At 48.6% G+C, this 19,299-nt stretch carries 21 protein-coding genes and 3 tRNA genes; 5 read left to right on the top strand and 19 right to left on the bottom strand.

The annotated features are described in order from the left end of the window. Positions 1 to 3: 3 nt before the first annotated feature. The 4 genes from motB to flhD form a co-directional block, all read right to left on the bottom strand. Entirely contained in the window at positions 4 to 930 is a 927-nt protein-coding gene (gene motB / locus EAS44_RS11290; protein ID WP_000795632.1) for a flagellar motor protein MotB, read from the bottom strand. Continuing rightward, positions 927 to 1,814, bottom strand: coding sequence for a flagellar motor stator protein MotA (gene motA / locus EAS44_RS11285; RefSeq protein WP_000906342.1), 888 nt, complete (start codon positions 1,812 to 1,814; stop codon positions 927 to 929). The genes motB and motA overlap by 4 nt, the downstream gene beginning before the upstream one ends. Positions 1,815 to 1,940: 126 nt before the next feature. Further along, positions 1,941 to 2,519 carry a flagellar transcriptional regulator FlhC gene (gene flhC / locus EAS44_RS11280; protein ID WP_001291603.1) on the bottom strand — a complete coding sequence of 193 codons (579 nt, stop codon included), beginning with the start codon at positions 2,517 to 2,519 and terminating at the stop codon, positions 1,941 to 1,943. Between the two features lie 2 nt (positions 2,520 to 2,521). Next, a complete protein-coding gene (gene flhD, locus EAS44_RS11275; RefSeq protein ID WP_001295647.1) occupies positions 2,522 to 2,872 on the bottom strand; it encodes a flagellar transcriptional regulator FlhD in 351 nt (116 codons plus the stop codon). A 779-nt stretch (positions 2,873 to 3,651) separates the two neighbouring features. On the opposite strand from flhD, the gene uspC reads away from it, so the two are divergent. Further along, on the top strand, positions 3,652 to 4,080 hold the full coding sequence (uspC, locus tag EAS44_RS11270; protein WP_000122412.1) for a universal stress protein UspC: 429 nt from the start codon (positions 3,652 to 3,654) through the stop codon (positions 4,078 to 4,080). Between the two features lie 6 nt (positions 4,081 to 4,086). On the opposite strand, the gene otsA is transcribed toward uspC, so the two are convergent. The 5 genes from otsA to araF form a co-directional block, all read right to left on the bottom strand. Next, positions 4,087 to 5,511 (bottom strand): alpha,alpha-trehalose-phosphate synthase, encoded by a 1,425-nt coding sequence (otsA, locus tag EAS44_RS11265; protein WP_001332091.1) that lies wholly within the window; start codon positions 5,509 to 5,511, stop codon positions 4,087 to 4,089. Then, on the bottom strand, positions 5,486 to 6,286 hold the full coding sequence (gene otsB / locus EAS44_RS11260; RefSeq protein WP_001298457.1) for a trehalose-phosphatase: 801 nt from the start codon (positions 6,284 to 6,286) through the stop codon (positions 5,486 to 5,488). Before otsB ends, otsA begins: the two co-directional genes overlap by 26 nt. Before the next feature lie 166 nt (positions 6,287 to 6,452). Then, entirely contained in the window at positions 6,453 to 7,439 is a 987-nt protein-coding gene (gene araH / locus EAS44_RS11255; RefSeq protein WP_000100205.1) for an arabinose ABC transporter permease AraH, read from the bottom strand. Between the two features lie 14 nt (positions 7,440 to 7,453). Continuing rightward, positions 7,454 to 8,968, bottom strand: coding sequence for an arabinose ABC transporter ATP-binding protein AraG (araG, locus tag EAS44_RS11250; protein WP_001187785.1), 1,515 nt, complete (start codon positions 8,966 to 8,968; stop codon positions 7,454 to 7,456). Between the two features lie 69 nt (positions 8,969 to 9,037). Continuing rightward, entirely contained in the window at positions 9,038 to 10,027 is a 990-nt protein-coding gene (araF, locus tag EAS44_RS11245) for an arabinose ABC transporter substrate-binding protein AraF (protein WP_001298461.1), read from the bottom strand. A 796-nt stretch (positions 10,028 to 10,823) separates the two neighbouring features. On the opposite strand from araF, the gene ftnB reads away from it, so the two are divergent. After that, entirely contained in the window at positions 10,824 to 11,327 is a 504-nt protein-coding gene (gene ftnB, locus EAS44_RS11240; protein WP_000179469.1) for a non-heme ferritin-like protein, read from the top strand. A gap of 77 nt (positions 11,328 to 11,404) precedes the next feature. On the opposite strand, the gene yecJ is transcribed toward ftnB, so the two are convergent. Beyond that, positions 11,405 to 11,656 (bottom strand): DUF2766 family protein YecJ, encoded by a 252-nt coding sequence (gene yecJ / locus EAS44_RS11235; RefSeq protein WP_000082127.1) that lies wholly within the window; start codon positions 11,654 to 11,656, stop codon positions 11,405 to 11,407. 114 nt (positions 11,657 to 11,770) lie between these two features. Beyond that, on the bottom strand, positions 11,771 to 11,857 hold the full coding sequence (azuC, locus tag EAS44_RS11230; RefSeq protein WP_010723106.1) for a stress response protein AzuC: 87 nt from the start codon (positions 11,855 to 11,857) through the stop codon (positions 11,771 to 11,773). Between the two features lie 263 nt (positions 11,858 to 12,120). On the opposite strand from azuC, the gene yecR reads away from it, so the two are divergent. Then, positions 12,121 to 12,444 carry a YecR-like lipofamily protein gene (yecR, locus tag EAS44_RS11225; RefSeq protein WP_001237882.1) on the top strand — a complete coding sequence of 108 codons (324 nt, stop codon included), beginning with the start codon at positions 12,121 to 12,123 and terminating at the stop codon, positions 12,442 to 12,444. A 171-nt stretch (positions 12,445 to 12,615) separates the two neighbouring features. Beyond that, on the top strand, positions 12,616 to 13,113 hold the full coding sequence (gene ftnA / locus EAS44_RS11220; protein ID WP_000917208.1) for a non-heme ferritin: 498 nt from the start codon (positions 12,616 to 12,618) through the stop codon (positions 13,111 to 13,113). A 37-nt stretch (positions 13,114 to 13,150) separates the two neighbouring features. Here the strand turns inward: ftnA and yecH are convergent, their stop codons facing one another. Continuing rightward, positions 13,151 to 13,390 carry a YecH family metal-binding protein gene (gene yecH / locus EAS44_RS11215; protein WP_000377224.1) on the bottom strand — a complete coding sequence of 80 codons (240 nt, stop codon included), beginning with the start codon at positions 13,388 to 13,390 and terminating at the stop codon, positions 13,151 to 13,153. Positions 13,391 to 13,580: 190 nt separating this feature from the next. On the opposite strand from yecH, the gene tyrP reads away from it, so the two are divergent. Next, positions 13,581 to 14,792 (top strand): tyrosine transporter TyrP, encoded by a 1,212-nt coding sequence (tyrP, locus tag EAS44_RS11210; protein WP_000797555.1) that lies wholly within the window; start codon positions 13,581 to 13,583, stop codon positions 14,790 to 14,792. A 50-nt stretch (positions 14,793 to 14,842) separates the two neighbouring features. Here tyrP and yecA read toward each other — a convergent pair whose 3' ends face one another. The 7 genes from yecA to uvrY all read right to left on the bottom strand — a co-directional run bounded on the left by yecA (position 14,843) and on the right by uvrY (position 19,248). After that, positions 14,843 to 15,508 (bottom strand): UPF0149 family protein YecA, encoded by a 666-nt coding sequence (yecA, locus tag EAS44_RS11205; protein ID WP_000847882.1) that lies wholly within the window; start codon positions 15,506 to 15,508, stop codon positions 14,843 to 14,845. Between the two features lie 195 nt (positions 15,509 to 15,703). Then, positions 15,704 to 15,790: transfer RNA gene (locus EAS44_RS11200), tRNA-Leu, on the bottom strand. A gap of 12 nt (positions 15,791 to 15,802) precedes the next feature. Beyond that, positions 15,803 to 15,876, bottom strand: a tRNA-Cys gene (locus EAS44_RS11195). A gap of 54 nt (positions 15,877 to 15,930) precedes the next feature. Next, positions 15,931 to 16,006 (bottom strand) — tRNA-Gly (locus tag EAS44_RS11190). Positions 16,007 to 16,157: 151 nt separating this feature from the next. Continuing rightward, positions 16,158 to 16,706 carry a CDP-diacylglycerol--glycerol-3-phosphate 3-phosphatidyltransferase gene (gene pgsA / locus EAS44_RS11185; RefSeq protein WP_001160187.1) on the bottom strand — a complete coding sequence of 183 codons (549 nt, stop codon included), beginning with the start codon at positions 16,704 to 16,706 and terminating at the stop codon, positions 16,158 to 16,160. A 56-nt stretch (positions 16,707 to 16,762) separates the two neighbouring features. Next, positions 16,763 to 18,595, bottom strand: coding sequence for an excinuclease ABC subunit UvrC (uvrC, locus tag EAS44_RS11180; RefSeq protein WP_001283433.1), 1,833 nt, complete (start codon positions 18,593 to 18,595; stop codon positions 16,763 to 16,765). Then, on the bottom strand, positions 18,592 to 19,248 hold the full coding sequence (gene uvrY / locus EAS44_RS11175; protein WP_000611328.1) for a UvrY/SirA/GacA family response regulator transcription factor: 657 nt from the start codon (positions 19,246 to 19,248) through the stop codon (positions 18,592 to 18,594). The genes uvrC and uvrY overlap by 4 nt, the downstream gene beginning before the upstream one ends. Positions 19,249 to 19,299 lie beyond the last annotated feature (51 nt).

Genomic DNA, 19,299 nt, shown 5'->3' with positions numbered 1-19,299 from the left:
CTGTCACCTCGGTTCGGCTGATGGCATTGTGGGAACACTGACCTGTGGTGCAACCTCAGGTTTTTCCAGGGCGCTTACTGGCTCATTCTGGCTTTCGGCGTTTTCATGCAAAATGGCCTGTTCGGCGTGTTTGTTCAGTACCAGCAGGCTGATGCGACGGTTGACGGCATCATCAGGTCCGCGATCGCTTAAGCGCATCGTTGCCGCCATGCCGACGACACGTAACACTTTGCCGCCATTCAACCCACCAACCATCAGTTCGCGGCGGGATGCATTGGCACGATCGGCAGAAAGCTCCCAGTTGCTGTAACCTTTCTCACCGCTGGCGTAGGGAAAATCATCGGTATGACCCGAGAGGCTAATTCGGTTGGGAATACCGTTCAGTACGGGCGCGATGGCGCGCAGAATGTCGCGCATATAGGGTTCGACGTCGGCACTGCCAGTTCTAAACATCGGGCGATTCTGGCTATCGATGATCTGAATACGTAGACCTTCCTGGACCAGATCGATTTTGAGATGTGGACGTAACGCCCGCAGTTTCGGATCGGACTCAATCAACTGGTCGAGATCGCCACGCAATTTCCGCAATCGACTTTGCTCCATGCGTTTTTTCAGCTCTTCGATGTTCGGCTGCTTATTCACTTCCCCCTGGCTTTGGGTGTAATCATCACCACCGCCGGGAATTGGGCTTTCACTATTAGAAATGCGATCGCCACCCGTAACCGCTGTCGCCAGCGGAGTCCGGAAGTACTCCGCAATCTGAATCAGCTCTTTTGGACTGGAGATAGAGATCAGCCACATCACCAGAAAAAAGGCCATCATTGCGGTCATAAAGTCGGCATAAGCAATCTTCCACGATCCATGTGCTGCTCCGTGGCTTTTGGCTTTGCGTCGTTTGACGACAATAATCGGATGCGCTTGATTCTTCATGCTTCCTCGGTTGTCGTCTGTTGTTGCGGATTTTTCACCGCACGCACATGCTCTTCCAGCTCAATAAACGACGGACGTTCGCTGGAATAGAGCGTTTTGCGACCAAACTCAACGGCGATAGGCGGTGCGTAACCGTTCAGATTAGAAAGCAGAGTGACTTTGACGCACTGCATCATTTTGCTGGTTTCGGCGCTTTTCTGACGTAAAACACTCGCTAATGGGGAAATAAATCCGTAAGCCAATAAAATACCGAGGAAAGTCCCCACCATCGCATGAGCGATAAGCGCCCCCAGCTCGGCGGCAGGACGATCGGCTGAACCTAACGCGTGAACGACCCCCATTACAGCCGCAACAATACCAAACGCCGGAAGTGAGTCCCCGACCAGCGCCAGACTGTTCGCCGGGACTTCTGCCTCGCTTTCGTGCGTCTCAATCTCTTCATCCATCAGAGCTTCGATTTCGAAGGTGTTCATGTGACCGCTGATAATCAGGCGCAGATAATCGACGATAAATTCAAGCATGACGCTATCCGCAAGGATGCGTGGGTAGCTGGCGAAGATCTCGCTCTCACGGGGATTTTCAATATCGCGTTCCAGCGAAAACATCCCCATCTGCCGCGATTTCGCCATCAACCGATAAAGCAGAGCCAGCAGATCCATATACATTGCTTTGGTGTATTTGGAGCGACGAAACAGCAACGGCAGCGCCTTCAGCGTGCCTTTAATCGCTTTGCCATTATTGCCGACGATAAACGACCCAATCCCTGCACCGGCAATAATCACCAGTTCAGCGGGTTGATAGAGTGCTCCAAGGCTTCCACCGGTCATCAAATAACCGCCGAAAACTGTACCGAGAACAACCAGGTAACCTAATAAGATAAGCACGACATCATCCTTCCACTGTTGACCATGACAGGATGTTCAGTCGTCAGGCGTTAACACGCGATAGGGGCAAAAGAAAGCAGCGGTACATCGTTACCGCTGCTGGAATGTTTCGCCACACCGTATCAGTTAAACAGCCTGTACTCTCTGTTCATCCAGCAGTTGTGGGATAATATCGGCAGGATTCTGGGAAAGTTTACGTCTTTTTACTGCCCGGGATGGCGGCTGACATAAGCTGCAGGCAAAGCTGCCAACAGGCTGGTGAGCATGGGTAATAAAATTGCCGCCGCAGCAGTTGCAGCTGGAAAGTTGCAGTAATCCACTTTCAACAAACCGCACCAATGTCCAGGCACGGGTTAATGCCAGCAGCGGTCCTTCTTCTGCTTGCGGGCACTGTTCAAGGTATAAACGGTAGGCTTTGATCACCGCATCGACGCCATTACACAAGCCAGTTTTCAGTAAAAACTGCCATGCATTACAGAACATCGAAGCATGAACGTTTTGTTCCCAGGTCATAAACCAGTCGGTTGAAAATGGCAGCATGCCTTTCGGCGGTGGGCTTCCGCGCAGTTCTTTATAGAGTTTTATCAGACGTCCGCGACTTAACTGTGTTTCGCTTTCCAGCATCTGCAAACGAGCGCCCAGGGTGATCAATTCCATTGCCAGCTGAATATCCCGCGCTTCCTGAACAATGCTTTTTTCACTCATGATCAGGCCCTTTTCTTGCGCAGCGCTTCTTCAGGCTGATTAACATCATTCAGCAAGCGTGTTGAGAGCATGATGCCGGTATGAATTTGCTGGAGATCGTCAACGCGGGAATCTTGCGTCAACTGAGTAATCGTCTGGTGGCTGTCAAAACGGAAGTGACAAACCAGTTGATTGGTTTCTGCCAGCTTAACCATTTGCGGAAGAGTCAGTGCCGCTAACGTTGTCGCCATTTCTTCATTTATGCCGAGACGAAACATAGCGGACGCTTTGTCCTGAACAATCAGACGCTGTGCAAGTAGTAAATATGACAAGTTGATGTCATAAATGTGTTTCAGCAACTCGGAGGTATGCATTATTCCCACCCAGAATAACCAACTTTATTTTTATGCGGTCTCACCGCACCCCGTGATGTCGCCGGGAAGCCCCGGTAAAAAATAATTAGCATTAGAATAGTTGCGATAAGCTGCAATAAGCAGACCCACCTTTTTGGTTTAATAAGTCCTTACAAATAGAAGGGGGTCTTTACACTTATCTAAGATTTTTCCTAAATCGACGCAACTGTACTCGTCACTACACGCACATACAACGGAGGGGGGCTGCGATTTTCAATAATGTGTGATGCAGATCACACAAAACGCTCAATTACTTAACATAAATGTATAAGTCATACTTTTGTTTTGGGTGTATTTCAATCTGTTAAAAAATTTTTCGCTACACTGGCAAGCAAAAATGAAACAGGAATAATCGAAATGGGATGTTGCGCACAGTTAAAATAACTCACCGTAAATAATCATCTGCTATAAATAATCGCTTTAATGCAATACCAGATAAGCCATTTTTAAACAAACACTTACCGCACAACAAACTAATTAACTACAAAGAAAGGCAACAATCAACCCAATGTTAATAAAATGTTTTACATATATTAACCACTTGTTCAATATGGGAAATCAGTACATTATTTTCTTATAAATACAGTTGAAATCATATGATAACCAAGAGCAATTGATTAATTGTATTTACTAATGACCAGACTAATATTTACCTGTTTAACTGAGTTGGGATTGCGTCGTTTCTCCATTAGGAGTAAAGCTTTAATGTCACCTGAAGTTCACAGAATAAGGAACAGGTTATGAGCTATAGCAATATTCTTGTCGCCGTTGCGGTTACACCGGAAAGTCAGCAACTGCTGGCAAAAGCGGTATCTATCGCCAGGCCAGTAAAGGGACACATCAGTTTAATTACTCTCGCTTCCGACCCGGAAATGTACAATCAATTAGCTGCGCCGATGCTTGAAGATTTACGCAATGTGATGCAGGAAGAAACGCAAAGCTTTCTTGATAAGTTAATTCAGGATGCGGGGTATCCCGTTGACAAGACGTTTATTGCCTACGGTGAGTTAAGCGAACATATTCTGGAAGTTTGTCGCAAACATCATTTCGATTTGGTGATTTGCGGTAATCACAATCACAGTTTCTTTTCGCGAGCATCCTGCTCGGCGAAAAGAGTGATTACCTCAAGTGAGGTCGATGTGCTGTTAGTTCCACTTACGGGAGATTAACCGCACCTACGCAAGCTTAGGAAAGGTAGCAACTTTATCGCGCTGCTGGCTTTCCGCGCTTCGCGGAACTATCTGCTTTAGGTCGCTAATGAAGCACTCCTGCCAGTGGTTAATATCGTTTTTCACGATAACGTCCAGCATTTCTGCATGACGGGAAATACGTTCCGCCAGCGACATAGTCAATGCACGATCCAGCGCAGCTGCAACTTCGTCACGATCGTAGGGATTAACAATTAACGCCGACGTTAACTCGTTTGCCGCTCCCGCAAATTGCGAAAGAACAAGAACGCCCGGGTTGGCTGGGTCCTGAGCGGCAACATACTCTTTTGCCACCAGGTTCATCCCGTCACGCAGTGGCGTCACTAAGCCCACGTCAGAGTAGCGGAATATTTTCATCAGTAATTTACGGTCAAAATGCTGATTCAAATAATAAAGCGGCGTCCAGCCTAATTGCCCATATTTACCATTAATTCGTCCGGCTTCATTTTCGAGCTGATGACGAATATCCTGATAGGCTTGCACATCACCACGAGACGTTGGCGCGATCTGGGTATAACGAATTTTACCGTGATGTTGCGGATATTTTTCCAGTAACGCTTCATAGGCGAGAAAACGCTCCGGCAAACCTTTGGAATAATCCAGTCGTTCGACAGAAAAGATATTTTGTACGTTTTTCAGTTCTGCTTTGAGTTGCGCCAGTTTTGGCGGCAGTGGACCGGCAGCCTGTTTCGCTATTTCTTTCGGCTCAATGCCGATCGGGTAAACTTCCGTTCGAAACGCTTTGCCGCAGGCCGTATGGCTTTTTGCGCTACGTGTCGTGACGCGGGTCAGGTTAGAAAGGCAATCCAGGAACGCCAGACGATCGTTCTCCGTCTGGAAACCCAGCAAATCATATTCACAAAGCTGTTCAAGCAAGGTGTCATATGTCGGCAGCGCGTTGAAGATTTCTGGTGTCGGGAAAGGAATATGCAGAAAGAAACCAATGCGATTATTCACGCCCCGTTTGCGTAATTCATGCGCAAAGGGCAACAGGTGATAATCGTGGATCCAGATAATGTCATCGTCTTGCAACAGCGGCAGTAATTTATCTGCCAGCAACGCATTTACGCGTAGATAGCCATCCCAGGCAGGACGCTGAAATTGCACCAGATCGAGCCGATAATGAAAAGCGGGCCAGAGAACGGCATTGGAGAATTTGTTGTAGTATTCGTCAAGGTCCTGTTCGCTGAGGTTAAAAGAGGCCCACGTAATGTTACCCTTTTTCACCTTTTTTAGCGGCTGATCCTCATTCCCTGTTTCACCGCTCCAGCCAAACCACAGTCCACCTGCGGCTTTCAGTGCCCCCAGTATGCCAACGGCAAGGCCACCGGCACTGGCGGCGTGCTCGTCTGGTGGTGCAATCCGGTTAGATACTACGACTAAACGACTCATAGTCATCACTCCTGTTATTTTCTCTTTTTTGTTGTAATGCGGTGGTTATCATTTCAAGCCAGCTCCAGACATCCGGCACGCCCGCCAGTCGCCATGATGCCTGAGTTGCACCTGTGCCAATTTTTACTGACATTCCGCCCAGCCGGTTAACGACTGCGAAGCCAGATTCATCGGTCAGATCATCGCCCAGAAATACGGGCGTTCGCCCGATAAAGGGAGCTTCCTGCATAAAGGCAGCAATCGCCTCACCTTTACTGGTACCTTTCGGTTTGATCTCGACAACACACTTTCCCTGCTGTAACGCCATTTGTGGCCAGATCTGAGTAATACGTTGCGCTAATGTCATTAATGCGTCTTCATGCTGCGGAGCCTGGCGATAATGCAGCGCAAAAGCCATCCCTTTCGCCTCCAGCTCCGCGCCGGGATACTGGGCGATGACCGTATGCAGTTGCACGCTAATATCACGCGCAATCGCATCCGGCAGATGAACGATATGCGTTTTACCATTGATGTCACGGCGCTCCGCCCCATGCACGCCCGCTAACGGGAAGCGATAAGGTTTTGCCAGTGCGTCAAGCTCCACCATTGAGCGCCCTGAAATCAATGCCAATGCACCATCACTTGCGGTTGCCAGTAGCTGAAGTCCTTGCAGAATAGTGTCAGGCACGACGACCTGATCGGGATGCGGTTTGATTTCCGCCAGCGTTCCATCGAGATCAAAAAACCAGGCATATTTCGCGGATAGTTCAGGGGTTTCGGTTAACGGTTCTGTCACCCGGTTCTCCTCCTTCTCTTTTCTTATTGTGTTGCGCAGAACGCGCTTTACAGACATGTAAGTATAGACAGTGTGACGGGGGTCGCCATTTGCAACGAAGAACAGCCAACCGTTGTGGCGGCTGGCTGTGGTGGGAAAAAATGCTAAATTGTTGTAGAAAAAAGCATCAGACAGTGCGTTTCGCTTTTTGCTTGTAACGGTCGAAAATCACCGCTGCCAGCAGGATTAAGCCGCGAACTACGTACTGTGCGAAAGGAGAGATATTAAGCAGGTTCATGGCGTTTTCCACGGTGCCTAAAATTAAGATACCCGCCACCACATATGAGATTTTTCCGATGCCGCCTTTCAGAGAAACGCCACCTAAAACGCAGGCGGAGATCACAATCAGCTCATAACCAATCGACGTCATTGGCTGCCCACTGGTCATACGTGAAGCCAGAATAATTCCGGCTATCGCTGATACCAGGCCAGAGAGAACAAAAATAATAATTTTGGTGCGAACAACCGGTACACCCGCCAGACGCGCAGCCTCTTCGTTCCCGCCAATCGCCAGGGTATTACGACCAAAGGTGGTTTTATTCAGCAGCAAGCCAAAGATGATCAGACACGCGACGGTGAGCCAGATTGGCGCAGGCAGACCGAACCAGTTGGCGTAACCAAGGGCAAAGAAGCTTTCATCTTCGATACCGACCGCTTTACCGTCTGAAATGATGTACGCCAGACCTCGAACAATCTGCATCGTTGCCAGAGTCGTGATGAGGGCATTTATTTTCAGTTTGGCGATAACAAAGCCATTGACCAGGCCACAGAGAACGCCCAGCAACAAACCCGCTGCCACGCCAATCCACAGGCTTTCAGTCAGGTTGATAACCACCGCAGTGGTGACACCCGCACAGGCAATTACGGAGGCGACAGAAAGGTCAAAGTCACCGGAAGCAAGGCAGAACAACATGCCACACGCCACCATCCCCGACATAGAAATTGCCAGGCCCAACCCTTTCATATTAATGAAGGTGGCAAAATTTGGGACAAAAATGGCACAGGCGATAAAAAGCACCGCAAACACCACCAGCATGCCGTACTGATCCCAGATACGCCCAAAGCTGAATGACGACTTAGGTGCTCCAGAACCCGATGTAGAAACAGAAGACATCATACTCTCCTTACTCAGGCAACTGCCTGGCTGACTTTAGGCATCGCAAGGCTCAGTGCCTGACGCTCATCTGCCTGCTCGTGTAACAATTCACCGGCGATTTCGCCTTCCCGCATCACCACAATCCGGTCGGCAACGCCGAGGACTTCAGGTAAGTCGCTGGAGGCAAACAGCACCGCCACACCCTGCGCCGCCAGCGCATAAATCACGTTGTAAATTTCATGCTTAGCACCAACATCAATGCCACGCGTAGGTTCATCCAGCAAAATGACCTTCATCTCTTCCGATAACCAGCGGCCCAGAATGGCTTTTTGCTGATTTCCGCCTGAGAGATTCATGATCAGTTGCTCAGCGCCCGGCGTTTTGATGTTGAGCGAACGAATGTGGTGATCGGCATTGTTTTCTTCCCAACCGTTGTTGATTACACAACCGCCAAGCACATGTTTACGTCTGGCACTGATGTTGATATTGTCGCGAACGGAGTGCACGGGAATAATGCCTTCCGCTTTGCGATCTTCCGGGCAGAGCATCATGCCTGCGGCAATGGCGTGGCTCGGTTTACGAATATCGATCGGCTGTTGGTCGATATAAACCTGACCGGCGGTGATTTGCGTCCCGCCAAACATGCCTTTCATTAATTCGCTACGCCCTGCCCCGACCAGACCAAACAGACCGACAATTTCTCCACTGCGAACCGCCAGACTTATTGGCGTACGCACGCCTGGTGCTTTCACAGCATCAAGACGCAGCCGCTCCTCGCCATAACTACGCGGTTGCCAGCCGTAGATATCGCCAATGTCGCGCCCGACCATCGCCTGCACCAGTGCGTCGTGGTCAACCTGCTGCATATCGGTAAAGGTTTTGACATAACGCCCATCTTTAAAGACGGTGATGGCATCGCTGAGGGCAAATATTTCTTCCATACGGTGAGAAACGTATAAGATCACCCGCCCCTCTTTTCGCAGTTCACGAATAACGCGGAAAAGATTGTCGATTTCGCGGGCAGAGAGGGAGCTGGTTGGCTCATCAAAGGCGATAATTTTGGCGTTACGCGCCAGCGCTTTGGCGATTTCAACCATCTGCCACTGACCAATGGAGAGATATTTCAGCGGCGTGTCCGGGTCAATATCCATACCAAGATGTTTAATTTGTAAACCTGCCTCATAATTCAGCAATGAACGATTCACAATGCCGCCTTTATGCGGCAGCTGGCCGAGATAGATGTTTTCCGCGACGGTCATTTCCGGCACGAGATGCAGTTCCTGATAAATAATCGCCACACCCGCGTTAAGTGCTGCGGTCGTGTCGGAAAAGGACATTTCCTGCCCATTAATCACTACAGAACCCGTGGTTGGCGCATAGTTTCCGCTGAGGATTTTTAAGAGAGTTGATTTTCCTGCGCCATTTTCACCCATCAACGCATGAACCTGACCGGCATAGCAGTCAAAACTAATATCCGTCAGCGCCTTAACGCCGGGAAACGTTTTACCGATGCCGCGAAATGAGAGATACGGGGTAGACTGTTGCATAACGTCTCCGTGAATCACTGGTCGTTCACACCCCCTCTGCATCATGCAGAGGGGAATTTTTCCGGCAAATTACTTACCGCCTAAACCTTTTTTCTCCAGTTCTTCTTTAAAGTTGTCACGCGTGATCAGCACCACGTCGGTAACTTCGGTGAATTTGGTCGGTTCAACACCTTTTGCAACCCAGTTGTAAAGCATTTCGCTGGACTTATAACCATGTACGTCCGGGCTTGGCAGCAGGGAACCGTAGAAGCCGGTTGCCTGTGCCTTAGACAGTTCACTCACCGCATCCACACCGTTAATACCGATACCGATGATATCGCTCGCTTTAAAGCCCTGACCTTCCGTCGCGCGTACGCCGCCCAGCACGGTGCTGTCGTTCATACCGACAATCAGCCAATGTTTAACTTCCGGATGTTGAACCAGCATTGAGTTGGCAGCGTCAAATGCCCCCGGGATGTCGTTAGATTTGGTAGGTACCTGATAAATTTGTTTTTCCGGGAATCCTGCAGCTTTCAGCGCATCCATAGACCCCGTAGTACGGCGACGAGCCGTATCCAGTTCGTTGGAGGTAATCGCCATCACCGCGCTTTCTTTGACATCCCAGCCACGTTTCTGCATCTCTTTATACAGTTCCTGGCCCTGACGTTCGCCAATTTTGGTCGCAGCCATCATCACCAGCGGAACGGTATCCATTGGCTTACCTTTGGCGTTAACAAACTGGTCATCCACGGCAATGACTTTCATATCGTAGCCACGCGCTTTCGCCACGATGGCAGAGCCGAGTTTCGGGTCCGGAGTACAAATAACGAAACCTTTCGCGCCACTGGCAGCCAGGCTGTCGATAGCGTTCAATGTTTTTTCGCCATCCGGCACGGCAATCTTAATAACTTCAAACCCTAAATCCTTCCCGGCTTTATCGGCAAACTTCCATTCGGTCTGGAACCACGGCTCTTCCGGTTGCTTCACCAGGAAACCGAGCTTCAGGTTCTCCGCCATAGCGGATTGTGACATAACGGCTGCCAGACCAATGGCTGCCAGGGCTTTAGTAAATTTGTGCATGGTTCTCTCCAGCTTTAGTGTCGTTTTGTGTAGGGCAAAAACGAATGACATTCGTTAAATTAATCGGAAAACAAAGCATTACCTTTTAACTAAAAGATAAGTGACTGTGTTGACATAGTTTTAGCGAGAAATTAATTCTCCATAGGAGAGCAATATCACATCGCAGAATTACAGTGAAAACGTGCATAAATTTAGCGGGAAAAGACATAAGGAAAAGCGAATTTGTCAGACAAATTATCGAGTGCACAGCAGAATAATCCATAAGATTAGCCTGGAAGTCCTTGTTGTCTTTGGTACCCATGCGGGATGTCTTCTTTTTAACCAGTCAATAGGCCTCATTACCTGGCGTTGAGTTTTTGCAATGGTGTAATAACCGCAACTTAAAGATGTGGAAAATGCGCGTCATTCATTTCGCCATTAATTATCACTGTACTCATTAATTAACAGAACACGTATAATGAGAGCTATATCGCAAAAATGAAAAAACGTTTTATAAAATCATTGCTTCATCATGAATTCAAATTCATCGATTAATATCAACAAGATACAAAAAGCACCATCATTAAAATTCATTACAGTTACATTGATTTCATCAATGAAATGTAAAAATATATAAACTTGATGATTTAAGCATTTTCTTATACCCGTTCAGACGTTATTCTTATTTCAGATCATCGTCAGAATTGACTCCACGATCACATTTCGGACCGGCAGAAAGGAATTATTCTGCAAACAGTAATTATGGTGTTTTGATTTATCTTGCACCTCTCCACTTCTGGATATAAGGATATTAGGTATGGCAACCGCTGGAATGCTTCTCAAACTCAACTCTCAAATGAACCGCGAGTTTTACGCATCCAATCTCTACCTTCACCTGAGTAACTGGTGTTCTGAACAGAGTCTGAACGGCACCGCCACTTTCCTTCGCGCCCAGGCACAGAGTAATGTGACCCAAATGATGCGCATGTTTAACTTTATGAAGAGTGTCGGCGCTACCCCCATCGTTAAAGCCATTGATGTTCCCGGTGAAAAACTGAACTCTCTGGAAGAACTGTTCCAAAAAACGATGGAAGAATACGAGCAACGTTCAAGCACGCTGGCGCAGTTAGCCGATGAAGCGAAAGAACTGAATGATGATTCAACCGTCAATTTCCTGCGCGATCTGGAAAAAGAACAGCAGCATGATGGCCTGTTACTGCAAACCATTCTTGATGAAGTGCGCAGTGCGAAACTTGCTGGTATGTGTCCTGTGCAGACCGACCAACATGTTCTGAATGTCGTGTCGCATCAGCTACATTGATCATCATCGGCGCTAATGCATTGCGCCGATGAAGTTTTTGAGAAACCGCTGCCTCATTTTTTTGAAGCAGCGGTTTTTTAATGGGATTCGCCCTGTGGGGTAAACTTGAGTTCAATCAACGCGATGGCTTTTTGGATTGCCCGCATGGTGACCGGGTCTGCGGCGGCGGGATGGTTAGTAAAGTCGATATTCTTCAGCTGGCTGGACATTTTTTCGCGAACTTCAACGGGCGCGATCACATCGAGAACATCCAGAATTTGTTTGATAACCAACTGGCAAGCAACCACATCAGAAACCAGTTCCTGATCGGCATTCAGCGGCTGGGACATCGTAAACTCCTGATAGCATTTTGAAAGCCTTTATAGTAGCGGCTTCACATCTTCAGCGATAGTCACATCCACCGTCATCAGAACACAAAAAAACCTGCCGGAGCAGGTTTTTTGTTATCGGAACATATTGCCTGGCGGTACGTCTTTGAACGTCTTGCAATAGTTATTGAACATACTTTTCAGGATCTTGCGCAGTTTCATCGCGGTACTCCGACCATTTGTTATACAGGTGTTATTGTCTTTACATTTATAATATGACAACCATCACAAAAATCAATCTTTATGTGATGTAAATCACATAAATACCTCTTTAATGTTATAAAAATGATAATCAAAAAGCAGCCCCCCCAATTTCTAACACATACAGATGGCAAGAAATAGCGCCTGCCAGGCGTCTTTTCCGGCCATTGTCGCAGCGCTGTAACGCGTAAAATACTGCTTTCTTTTACTCTTCTGGCTGGACCATGAGACTTCTGATTCTGACTCTTTCCTTAATAACGCTGACAGGATGTACGGTTACTCGCCAGGCCCATGTGAGCGAAGTTGACGCGGCAACAGGTATTGTTCGGTTGGTTTATGATCAGGCTTTTTTGCAGCATGCCAGTACCGATCGTTATGTCAGTCGCGGGATCGCCGATCGCGCATGCCAGCAGGCAGGCTATACCCACGCTATCCCCTTTGGTCAGCCAGTAGGCAACTGTAGCCTCTTTGCGGGTTCCTTATGTTTGAATACGGAATTCACTTTGTCATATCAGTGCCATCATTCCGCCTTCCCTGTCTTTCTCTAAACGTTTTAATCAGCGAGGGGGATCTTCGCTGATTAAATAAATAGCGGTAATGCGTTTTATTCCCATTCGTATTTTTAATAAATGATATTTATATTTTACCTTTTGCAAATAATAAAATAACAAATTATAGTGACGCTACAGCAACAAATATAACCTTTGTGGAGCACTATCATGCTGAAACCAGAAATGATTGAAAAACTTAATGAGCAGATGAACCTGGAACTGTACTCTTCACTGCTTTATCAGCAAATGAGCGCCTGGTGCAGCTATCATACCTTCGAAGGTGCTGCCGCGTTCCTGCGCCGTCACGCCCAGGAAGAGATGACGCATATGCAGCGTCTGTTTGATTACCTGACTGATACCGGCAACTTACCGCGTATTAATACCGTTGAATCTCCGTTTGCTGAATATTCCTCACTTGATGAATTATTCCAGGAAACCTATAAACACGAACAATTAATCACGCAGAAAATTAACGAACTGGCTCATGCTGCAATGACCAATCAGGACTACCCAACATTTAATTTCCTGCAATGGTATGTTTCTGAGCAGCATGAAGAAGAGAAACTGTTCAAATCGATTATTGATAAATTAAGCCTTGCAGGCAAAAGCGGCGAAGGTCTGTATTTTATCGACAAAGAACTCTCTACCCTCGACACACAAAACTAATGCTCTCCGGCGGCAGGTTTTCTGCCGCCGTTTCAAATCAGTGACGGCAAATCTTACTCTGATCGGTTGAAAAACCTTCTTCTGAAGGTATAAATTTGCCTTTTGCTGCCAGAAACGCCACCAACTCTCCCGCAGTCATCCCTTCTGCCGAGCAGGTGTGAAAACGTGCCTGTTCACCAAAACGCGCTTTAATTGCTGCTTCCAGACTGGCATGCGTATATTGCTCGCCTGATTCAATCATCATATTTAACACTTCGTGACCGTGAATAGAGTCCATCGTTCCTCCTCAAAAAAAGCCTAGCGTAGCGATTACCGCTTATGAAGACTTTGCGCCAGCGCAGAACTGAACGCTTTTTATTGTACATTTATATTTACAACATATGTAACGTCGGTTTGACGAATCAGCCGTTATGCCTTAACCTGCGCCGCAGATATCACTCATAAAGATCGTCAGGACAGAAGAAAGCGTGAAAAACAGAACTCTGGGAAGTGTTTTTATCGTGGCGGGAACCACAATTGGCGCTGGTATGCTGGCAATGCCGCTGGCTGCGGCAGGTGTTGGTTTTAGCGTCACGTTAATCTTGTTAATTGGGCTTTGGGCATTGATGTGCTACACGGCGCTATTACTGCTGGAGGTGTACCAGCATGTCCCGGCAGATACCGGTCTGGGCACGCTGGCAAAACGCTATCTGGGACGCTACGGTCAGTGGCTGACGGGCTTCAGTATGATGTTCTTAATGTATGCTCTGACTGCGGCATACATCAGCGGTGCCGGTGAATTGTTGGCCTCCAGCATCAGCGACTGGACAGGTATTTCAATGTCGGCAACCGCTGGCGTGCTGTTGTTCACTTTTGTTGCCGGTGGCGTGGTTTGTGTCGGAACTTCGCTGGTCGATTTATTTAACCGTTTTCTGTTCAGCGCCAAAATTATTTTTTTGGTGGTGATGCTGGTATTGCTGCTACCGCATATTCACAAAGTGAATCTTTTAACCCTGCCGTTGCAACAGGGACTGGCACTGTCTGCAATCCCGGTGATTTTTACGTCGTTTGGTTTTCACGGTAGCGTGCCGAGTATTGTCAGCTATATGGATGGCAACATTCGTAAGCTACGCTGGGTGTTTATAATCGGTAGTGCGATCCCCCTGGTGGCATATATTTTCTGGCAGCTGGCGACCCTTGGCAGCATTGATTCAACAACCTTTATGGGATTGCTGGCTAATCATGCCGGATTAAACGGGCTGTTACAGGCGTTACGCGAAATGGTGGCCTCTCCGCATGTTGAGCTGGCAGTGCATTTATTTGCTGATTTAGCCCTCGCCACGTCCTTCCTCGGCGTAGCGTTAGGCTTATTTGATTATCTGGCAGATTTGTTTCAGCGTTCAAATACCGTTGGTGGACGATTGCAAACTGGTGCAATTACCTTTCTGCCGCCACTGGCGTTTGCACTGTTTTATCCACGAGGATTTGTGATGGCGCTGGGTTACGCCGGTGTGGCACTGGCGGTACTGGCATTGATTATCCCTTCGCTGTTGACCTGGCAAAGCAGGAAGCACAATCCTCAGGCGGGTTACCGGGTGAAAGGTGGTCGTCCGGCGCTGGTGGTGGTGTTTCTCTGTGGTATTGCTGTGATTGGCGTGCAATTTTTGATTGCGGCAGGCTTGTTACCAGAAGTGGGGTGATTAGATTCTTATTGGGTGCCAGAATTAACGCTGACACCCAATGTGACCTCTTAATGCAGGCAGCACTGCTTAAATTTCTTACCACTGCCACACGGACAAGGATCGTTACGCCCCGGTTTCTCTTCTGCTTTGATCGGTTGCTGAACAGCTTTTTCCTGCGGATGCGCCATCCAGTATGCATGTAAATCAAGCGCCGCCAGCCGAATAGCATCTACGCTCTCTTCAAACGCTTCTGGCGACATCTTCTCTACCCGCTCGAAGTTTTCCTCAGTACCGTGCAGCGCAATCGCCTCCAGCGCTGGTTTTAACGAATCGGGCAACGTTGACCAGTCAGAAAGTGCCACGCCCCGCATATAGCCAAAGCACCACTCCTCAACAATCGTCAGCTCGCTGCCATCGACTTCTCGCAAGCCGAATAACGGCTCAAACTGCTCCGGGAATTCGTTCAGACGCTCTGCGGTATCGGCCATATGTTGAAAAGCCAGGTTCATAAAGCGCGTCATCTCTTTCTCTGACGCCCAGCGCGGCACATAGTCAGCCCCACCCCACACGGCAACCAGCCACTGTGCCGGTTCAATCTCTTGCGGAGAACTCAACACCGCCGTCAATAAACCGTCCAGCTCCGCCACATCAAGAATGGCGTGGTCAGTGTTGTATTTGGTCAGAATATCGTCCAGCCATTCCAACTCACTTTCGTTTAACGGTCCCGTTTTCATACGCTTTTCCTTGTGGATCTCAACTCGCCAGCACCTATCTTACATGCCGGTCCGTATCAGAGATACTTTTTGAGTGGCTTTGCCGGTGATTAAAAATTAAGGAGGGTGTAACGACAAGTTGCAGGCACAAAAAAACCACCCGAAGGTGGTTTCACGACACTGCTTATTGCTTTGATTTTATTCTTATCTTTCCCATGGTACCCGGAGCGGGACTTGAACCCGCACAGCGCGAACGCCGAGGGATTTTAAATCCCTTGTGTCTACCGATTCCACCATCCGGGCTCGGGAAGAAAGTGGAGGCGCGTTCCGGAGTCGAACCGGACTAGACGGATTTGCAATCCGCTACATAACCGCTTTGTTAACGCGCCAAATTCTTCAGGCCTTTCAGCCATACATCCGCTTGACGCCGATGTCTTTTAAACTGGAGCGGGAAACGAGACTCGAACTCGCGACCCCGACCTTGGCAAGGTCGTGCTCTACCAACTGAGCTATTCCCGCATTCATCAAGCAATCAGTTAATCACTTGATTTTATTATCGTCTGGCAATCAGTGCCGCCGTTCGATGCGTTGCATTCTACTTACCTGGCGCGATGAGTCAACGATATTTTTCACCACTTTTGATCGTTTGCTGAAAATTGCGCCGAAACGATCACTGATCAAGCAAATCTGCACGCGCAGCGCTCAAATATTGCAACATTGACCACAGAGTCAGTACCGCAGCCACAAAGAAAAGTGCAATACCGGCGTACTCAACCCAAATGTTCGGACGCCACAGCAGCCAGGCTAACGCCACCATCTGGGCAGTGGTTTTCACTTTCCCAATCCAGGAGACAGCCACGCTACTGCGTTTACCCAACTCCGCCATCCATTCGCGTAGCGCAGAAATAATAATTTCACGGGCGATCATCGTTGCTGCCGGTAAGGTCACCCACCAGCTGTGGTAATGCTCGGTTACCAGCACCATGGCGATAGCCACGAGAACTTTATCTGCGACAGGGTCAAGGAAAGCACCAAACCGGGTACTCTGATTCCAGCGGCGTGCCAGAAAACCATCGAACCAGTCAGTCACCGCCGCGACGCAGAAAATGAGCGCGGCGGCAAACGGCGACCAGGTGACAGGCAGATAAAAGACCAATACAAAGAATGGGATAAGGATGACACGGAACAGTGTAAGCAACGTAGGGATATTAAATTGCATAATGACGGGTAACTATCTGTTGTCAGTAAGATTACCCCTATGTTGCTACAGAGACATCAATGTTTCAACGACCAGAAGATCTTTTCTGCCAGACCTTGCGAAATACCCGGCACTTTTGCAATTTCCTCAACGCTGGCGTTACGTAAACCTTGCAAACCACCCATATATTTCAACAACATTTGCCGACGTTTTGGCCCGATGCCTTCAATGGTTTCCAGGGAACTGGTATTTTTGACCTTCGCCCGTTTTTTACGGTGCCCGCCAATCGCGTGATCGTGTGATTCATCGCGAATATGCTGGATAACATGCAGCGCGGGAGAATCTGGCGGCAAACTAAATCCCTCACCTTCCGGCTCAAAGAACAGCGTTTCCAGCCCAGCCTTACGATCTGCTCCTTTGGCAACGCCAAGTAGCAGCGGATGATTTTTATCCCATGAGACATCCAGTTCGGCGAAGACATTTTTCGCCTGCGCAAGCTGGCCTTTGCCGCCGTCTATAAGGATCACATCCGGGATCTTACTGTCGTCAATGGCTTTACCATAACGCCGACGCAGCACCTGATGCATCGCCGCATAATCATCGCCCGGTGTGATGCCAGTAATGTTATAGCGCCGATACTCCGCACGCAGCGGGCCGTTAGCATCAAACACCACACAGGAAGCGACGGTTTGTTCACCCATGGTATGGCTGATGTCAAAGCACTCCATCCGCTTCACTTCCGGCAATTTCAACACGCTGGCAAGCGCGGTCAGCCGCTGGTGAACGGTAGATTGCTGCGAAAGTTTGCTGGTTAAGGCCGTCGCCGCATTGGTACGCGCGAGTTTCAGATAACGCGCTCTATCGCCACGAGGTTTGGTTTGAACATTAATCTTGCGTCCCGCCAGTTCTGAAAGGGAATCGGCGAGCAGCGTTTTATCGCTAAGATTAAAATCGAGCAGGATCTCACCCGGTAAGGTGCGCATCTGGCTGCCTTGTAAATAGAACTGACCTACGAAGGTTTCCACCACCTCGCTCAGTTCCGTACTGCCAGGCACTTTCGGGAAATAGCTGCGGCTGCCGAGCACTTTGCCCTGACGAATGAACAATACGTGGACACAAGCCATACCCGCATCGAACGCCACTCCAATAACGTCAAGGTCGTCGCCGGTATTGGAAACAAACTGTTTTTCGGTGACACGTCGCACCGCCTGAATTTGGTCGCGAATCCGCGCCGCTTCTTCAAACTCCAGATTCTGGCTGGCAGTTTCCATACGACTAATGAGTTGCGTAAGCACCTGATCATCTTTGCCAGACAAAAACAGGCGCACATACTCGACCTGCTGAGCGTATTCTTCTTCACTCACCAGTCCTTCAACGCACGGCCCCAGACAGCGCCCTATCTGATATTGCAGACACGGACGCGAGCGGTTGCGATAAACACTGTTTTCGCACTGGCGAATGGGGAAAATCTTTTGCAGTAGCGCCAGTGTTTCACGTACGGCATAGCCATTCGGGAACGGGCCGAAATATTCACCTTTGGCATGCTTCGCTCCACGATGCATCGCCAGACGCGGGTGGGTATCGCCACTCAGGAAGATAAAAGGATATGATTTATCATCGCGTAGCAAAACGTTGTAACGCGGCTGATAAAGTTTGATGTAGTTGTGTTCCAGTAACAGCGCTTCGGTTTCTGTATGAGTAACCGTTACATCAATTTGCTGGATCTGGGCGACCAGCGCTTCGGTTTTGCGCGAAGCGAGGTTGCTACGGAAATAGCTGGAAAGCCGTTTTTTCAGGTCTTTCGCTTTGCCGACATAGATAACCGTACCACCAGCATCGTACATGCGATAAACGCCTGGCTGGCTGGTTACGGTTTTTAAAAACGCTTTTGCGTCAAACTGATCACTCACTGACTTGATAATGTCTCCGCATTACACAGACCATGGCGAATTGCCAGGTGAGTCAGCTCAACATCGCCATGAATGTTTAGTTTACTGAACATACGATAGCGGTAGCTGTTCACCGTTTTCGGACTGAGATTGAGCTGTTCTGAGATCTCATTGACCTTCTGGCCCTTGGTGATCATCAGCATAATCTGCAATTCACGTTCAGACAAACTGGCAAATGGGCTTTCTGTTTTTTCTGGTTCGATCTGGCTTAACGCCATTTGTTGAGCGATATCAGAAGCAATGTAACGCTGCCCTGAATAGACAGAACGAATCGCACTCACGACTTCCTGCGGAGCCGCGCCTTTGCTGAGGTAGCCCGCAGCTCCGGCCTGCATGACTTTCGCTGGTAAAGGGTTTTCTGTATGGACGGTAAGCATGATGATTTTGACATCAGCTGTGGAACGCGCGATTTTACGCGTCGCCTCAAGACCGCCAATGCCCGGCATACTCATGTCCATTAGCACCACGTCAACGGCATTTGCCCGGCACCATTTAACGGCGTCTTCACCGCACGATGCCTCACCGACGACTTTTATACCCTTTATATCTTCCAGAATGCGTCGTATCCCTGCGCGCACCAGTTCGTGGTCATCAACAAGTAGAACGTTGATCAAAGGAATATCTCCAGAAATAGGGATAACGCTACTGATAGTTAGTCATTCGTA

It is taken from the genome of Escherichia coli DSM 30083 = JCM 1649 = ATCC 11775, from assembly GCF_003697165.2.
In the GTDB taxonomy this organism is placed as follows: Bacteria; Pseudomonadota; Gammaproteobacteria; order Enterobacterales; family Enterobacteriaceae; genus Escherichia; species Escherichia coli.
Note: the sequence above shows the minus strand (reverse complement) of the source record. Positions and strands in the feature narration are given on the sequence as shown.

What these genes read in the sequence shown, in the direction of transcription:
- flhD (WP_001295647.1), bottom strand. Translation starts at nt 2,872, where the DNA reads ATGCATACCTCCGAGTTGCTGAAACACATTTATGACATCAACTTGTCA.
- azuC (WP_010723106.1), bottom strand. Translation starts at nt 11,857, where the DNA reads ATGAAACTGCGCAAGATCCTGAAAAGTATGTTCAATAACTATTGCAAG.
- ftnB (WP_000179469.1), top strand. Translation starts at nt 10,824, where the DNA reads ATGGCAACCGCTGGAATGCTTCTCAAACTCAACTCTCAAATGAACCGC.
- uspC (WP_000122412.1), top strand. Translation starts at nt 3,652, where the DNA reads ATGAGCTATAGCAATATTCTTGTCGCCGTTGCGGTTACACCGGAAAGT.
- araF (WP_001298461.1), bottom strand. Translation starts at nt 10,027, where the DNA reads ATGCACAAATTTACTAAAGCCCTGGCAGCCATTGGTCTGGCAGCCGTT.
- yecH (WP_000377224.1), bottom strand. Translation starts at nt 13,390, where the DNA reads ATGGACTCTATTCACGGTCACGAAGTGTTAAATATGATGATTGAATCA.
- flhC (WP_001291603.1), bottom strand. Translation starts at nt 2,519, where the DNA reads ATGAGTGAAAAAAGCATTGTTCAGGAAGCGCGGGATATTCAGCTGGCA.
- yecA (WP_000847882.1), bottom strand. Translation starts at nt 15,508, where the DNA reads ATGAAAACGGGACCGTTAAACGAAAGTGAGTTGGAATGGCTGGACGAT.
- yecJ (WP_000082127.1), bottom strand. Translation starts at nt 11,656, where the DNA reads ATGTCCCAGCCGCTGAATGCCGATCAGGAACTGGTTTCTGATGTGGTT.
- ftnA (WP_000917208.1), top strand. Translation starts at nt 12,616, where the DNA reads ATGCTGAAACCAGAAATGATTGAAAAACTTAATGAGCAGATGAACCTG.
- otsA (WP_001332091.1), bottom strand. Translation starts at nt 5,511, where the DNA reads ATGAGTCGTTTAGTCGTAGTATCTAACCGGATTGCACCACCAGACGAG.
- araG (WP_001187785.1), bottom strand. Translation starts at nt 8,968, where the DNA reads ATGCAACAGTCTACCCCGTATCTCTCATTTCGCGGCATCGGTAAAACG.
- yecR (WP_001237882.1), top strand. Translation starts at nt 12,121, where the DNA reads ATGAGACTTCTGATTCTGACTCTTTCCTTAATAACGCTGACAGGATGT.
- motB (WP_000795632.1), bottom strand. Translation starts at nt 930, where the DNA reads ATGAAGAATCAAGCGCATCCGATTATTGTCGTCAAACGACGCAAAGCC.
- araH (WP_000100205.1), bottom strand. Translation starts at nt 7,439, where the DNA reads ATGTCTTCTGTTTCTACATCGGGTTCTGGAGCACCTAAGTCGTCATTC.
- pgsA (WP_001160187.1), bottom strand. Translation starts at nt 16,706, where the DNA reads ATGCAATTTAATATCCCTACGTTGCTTACACTGTTCCGTGTCATCCTT.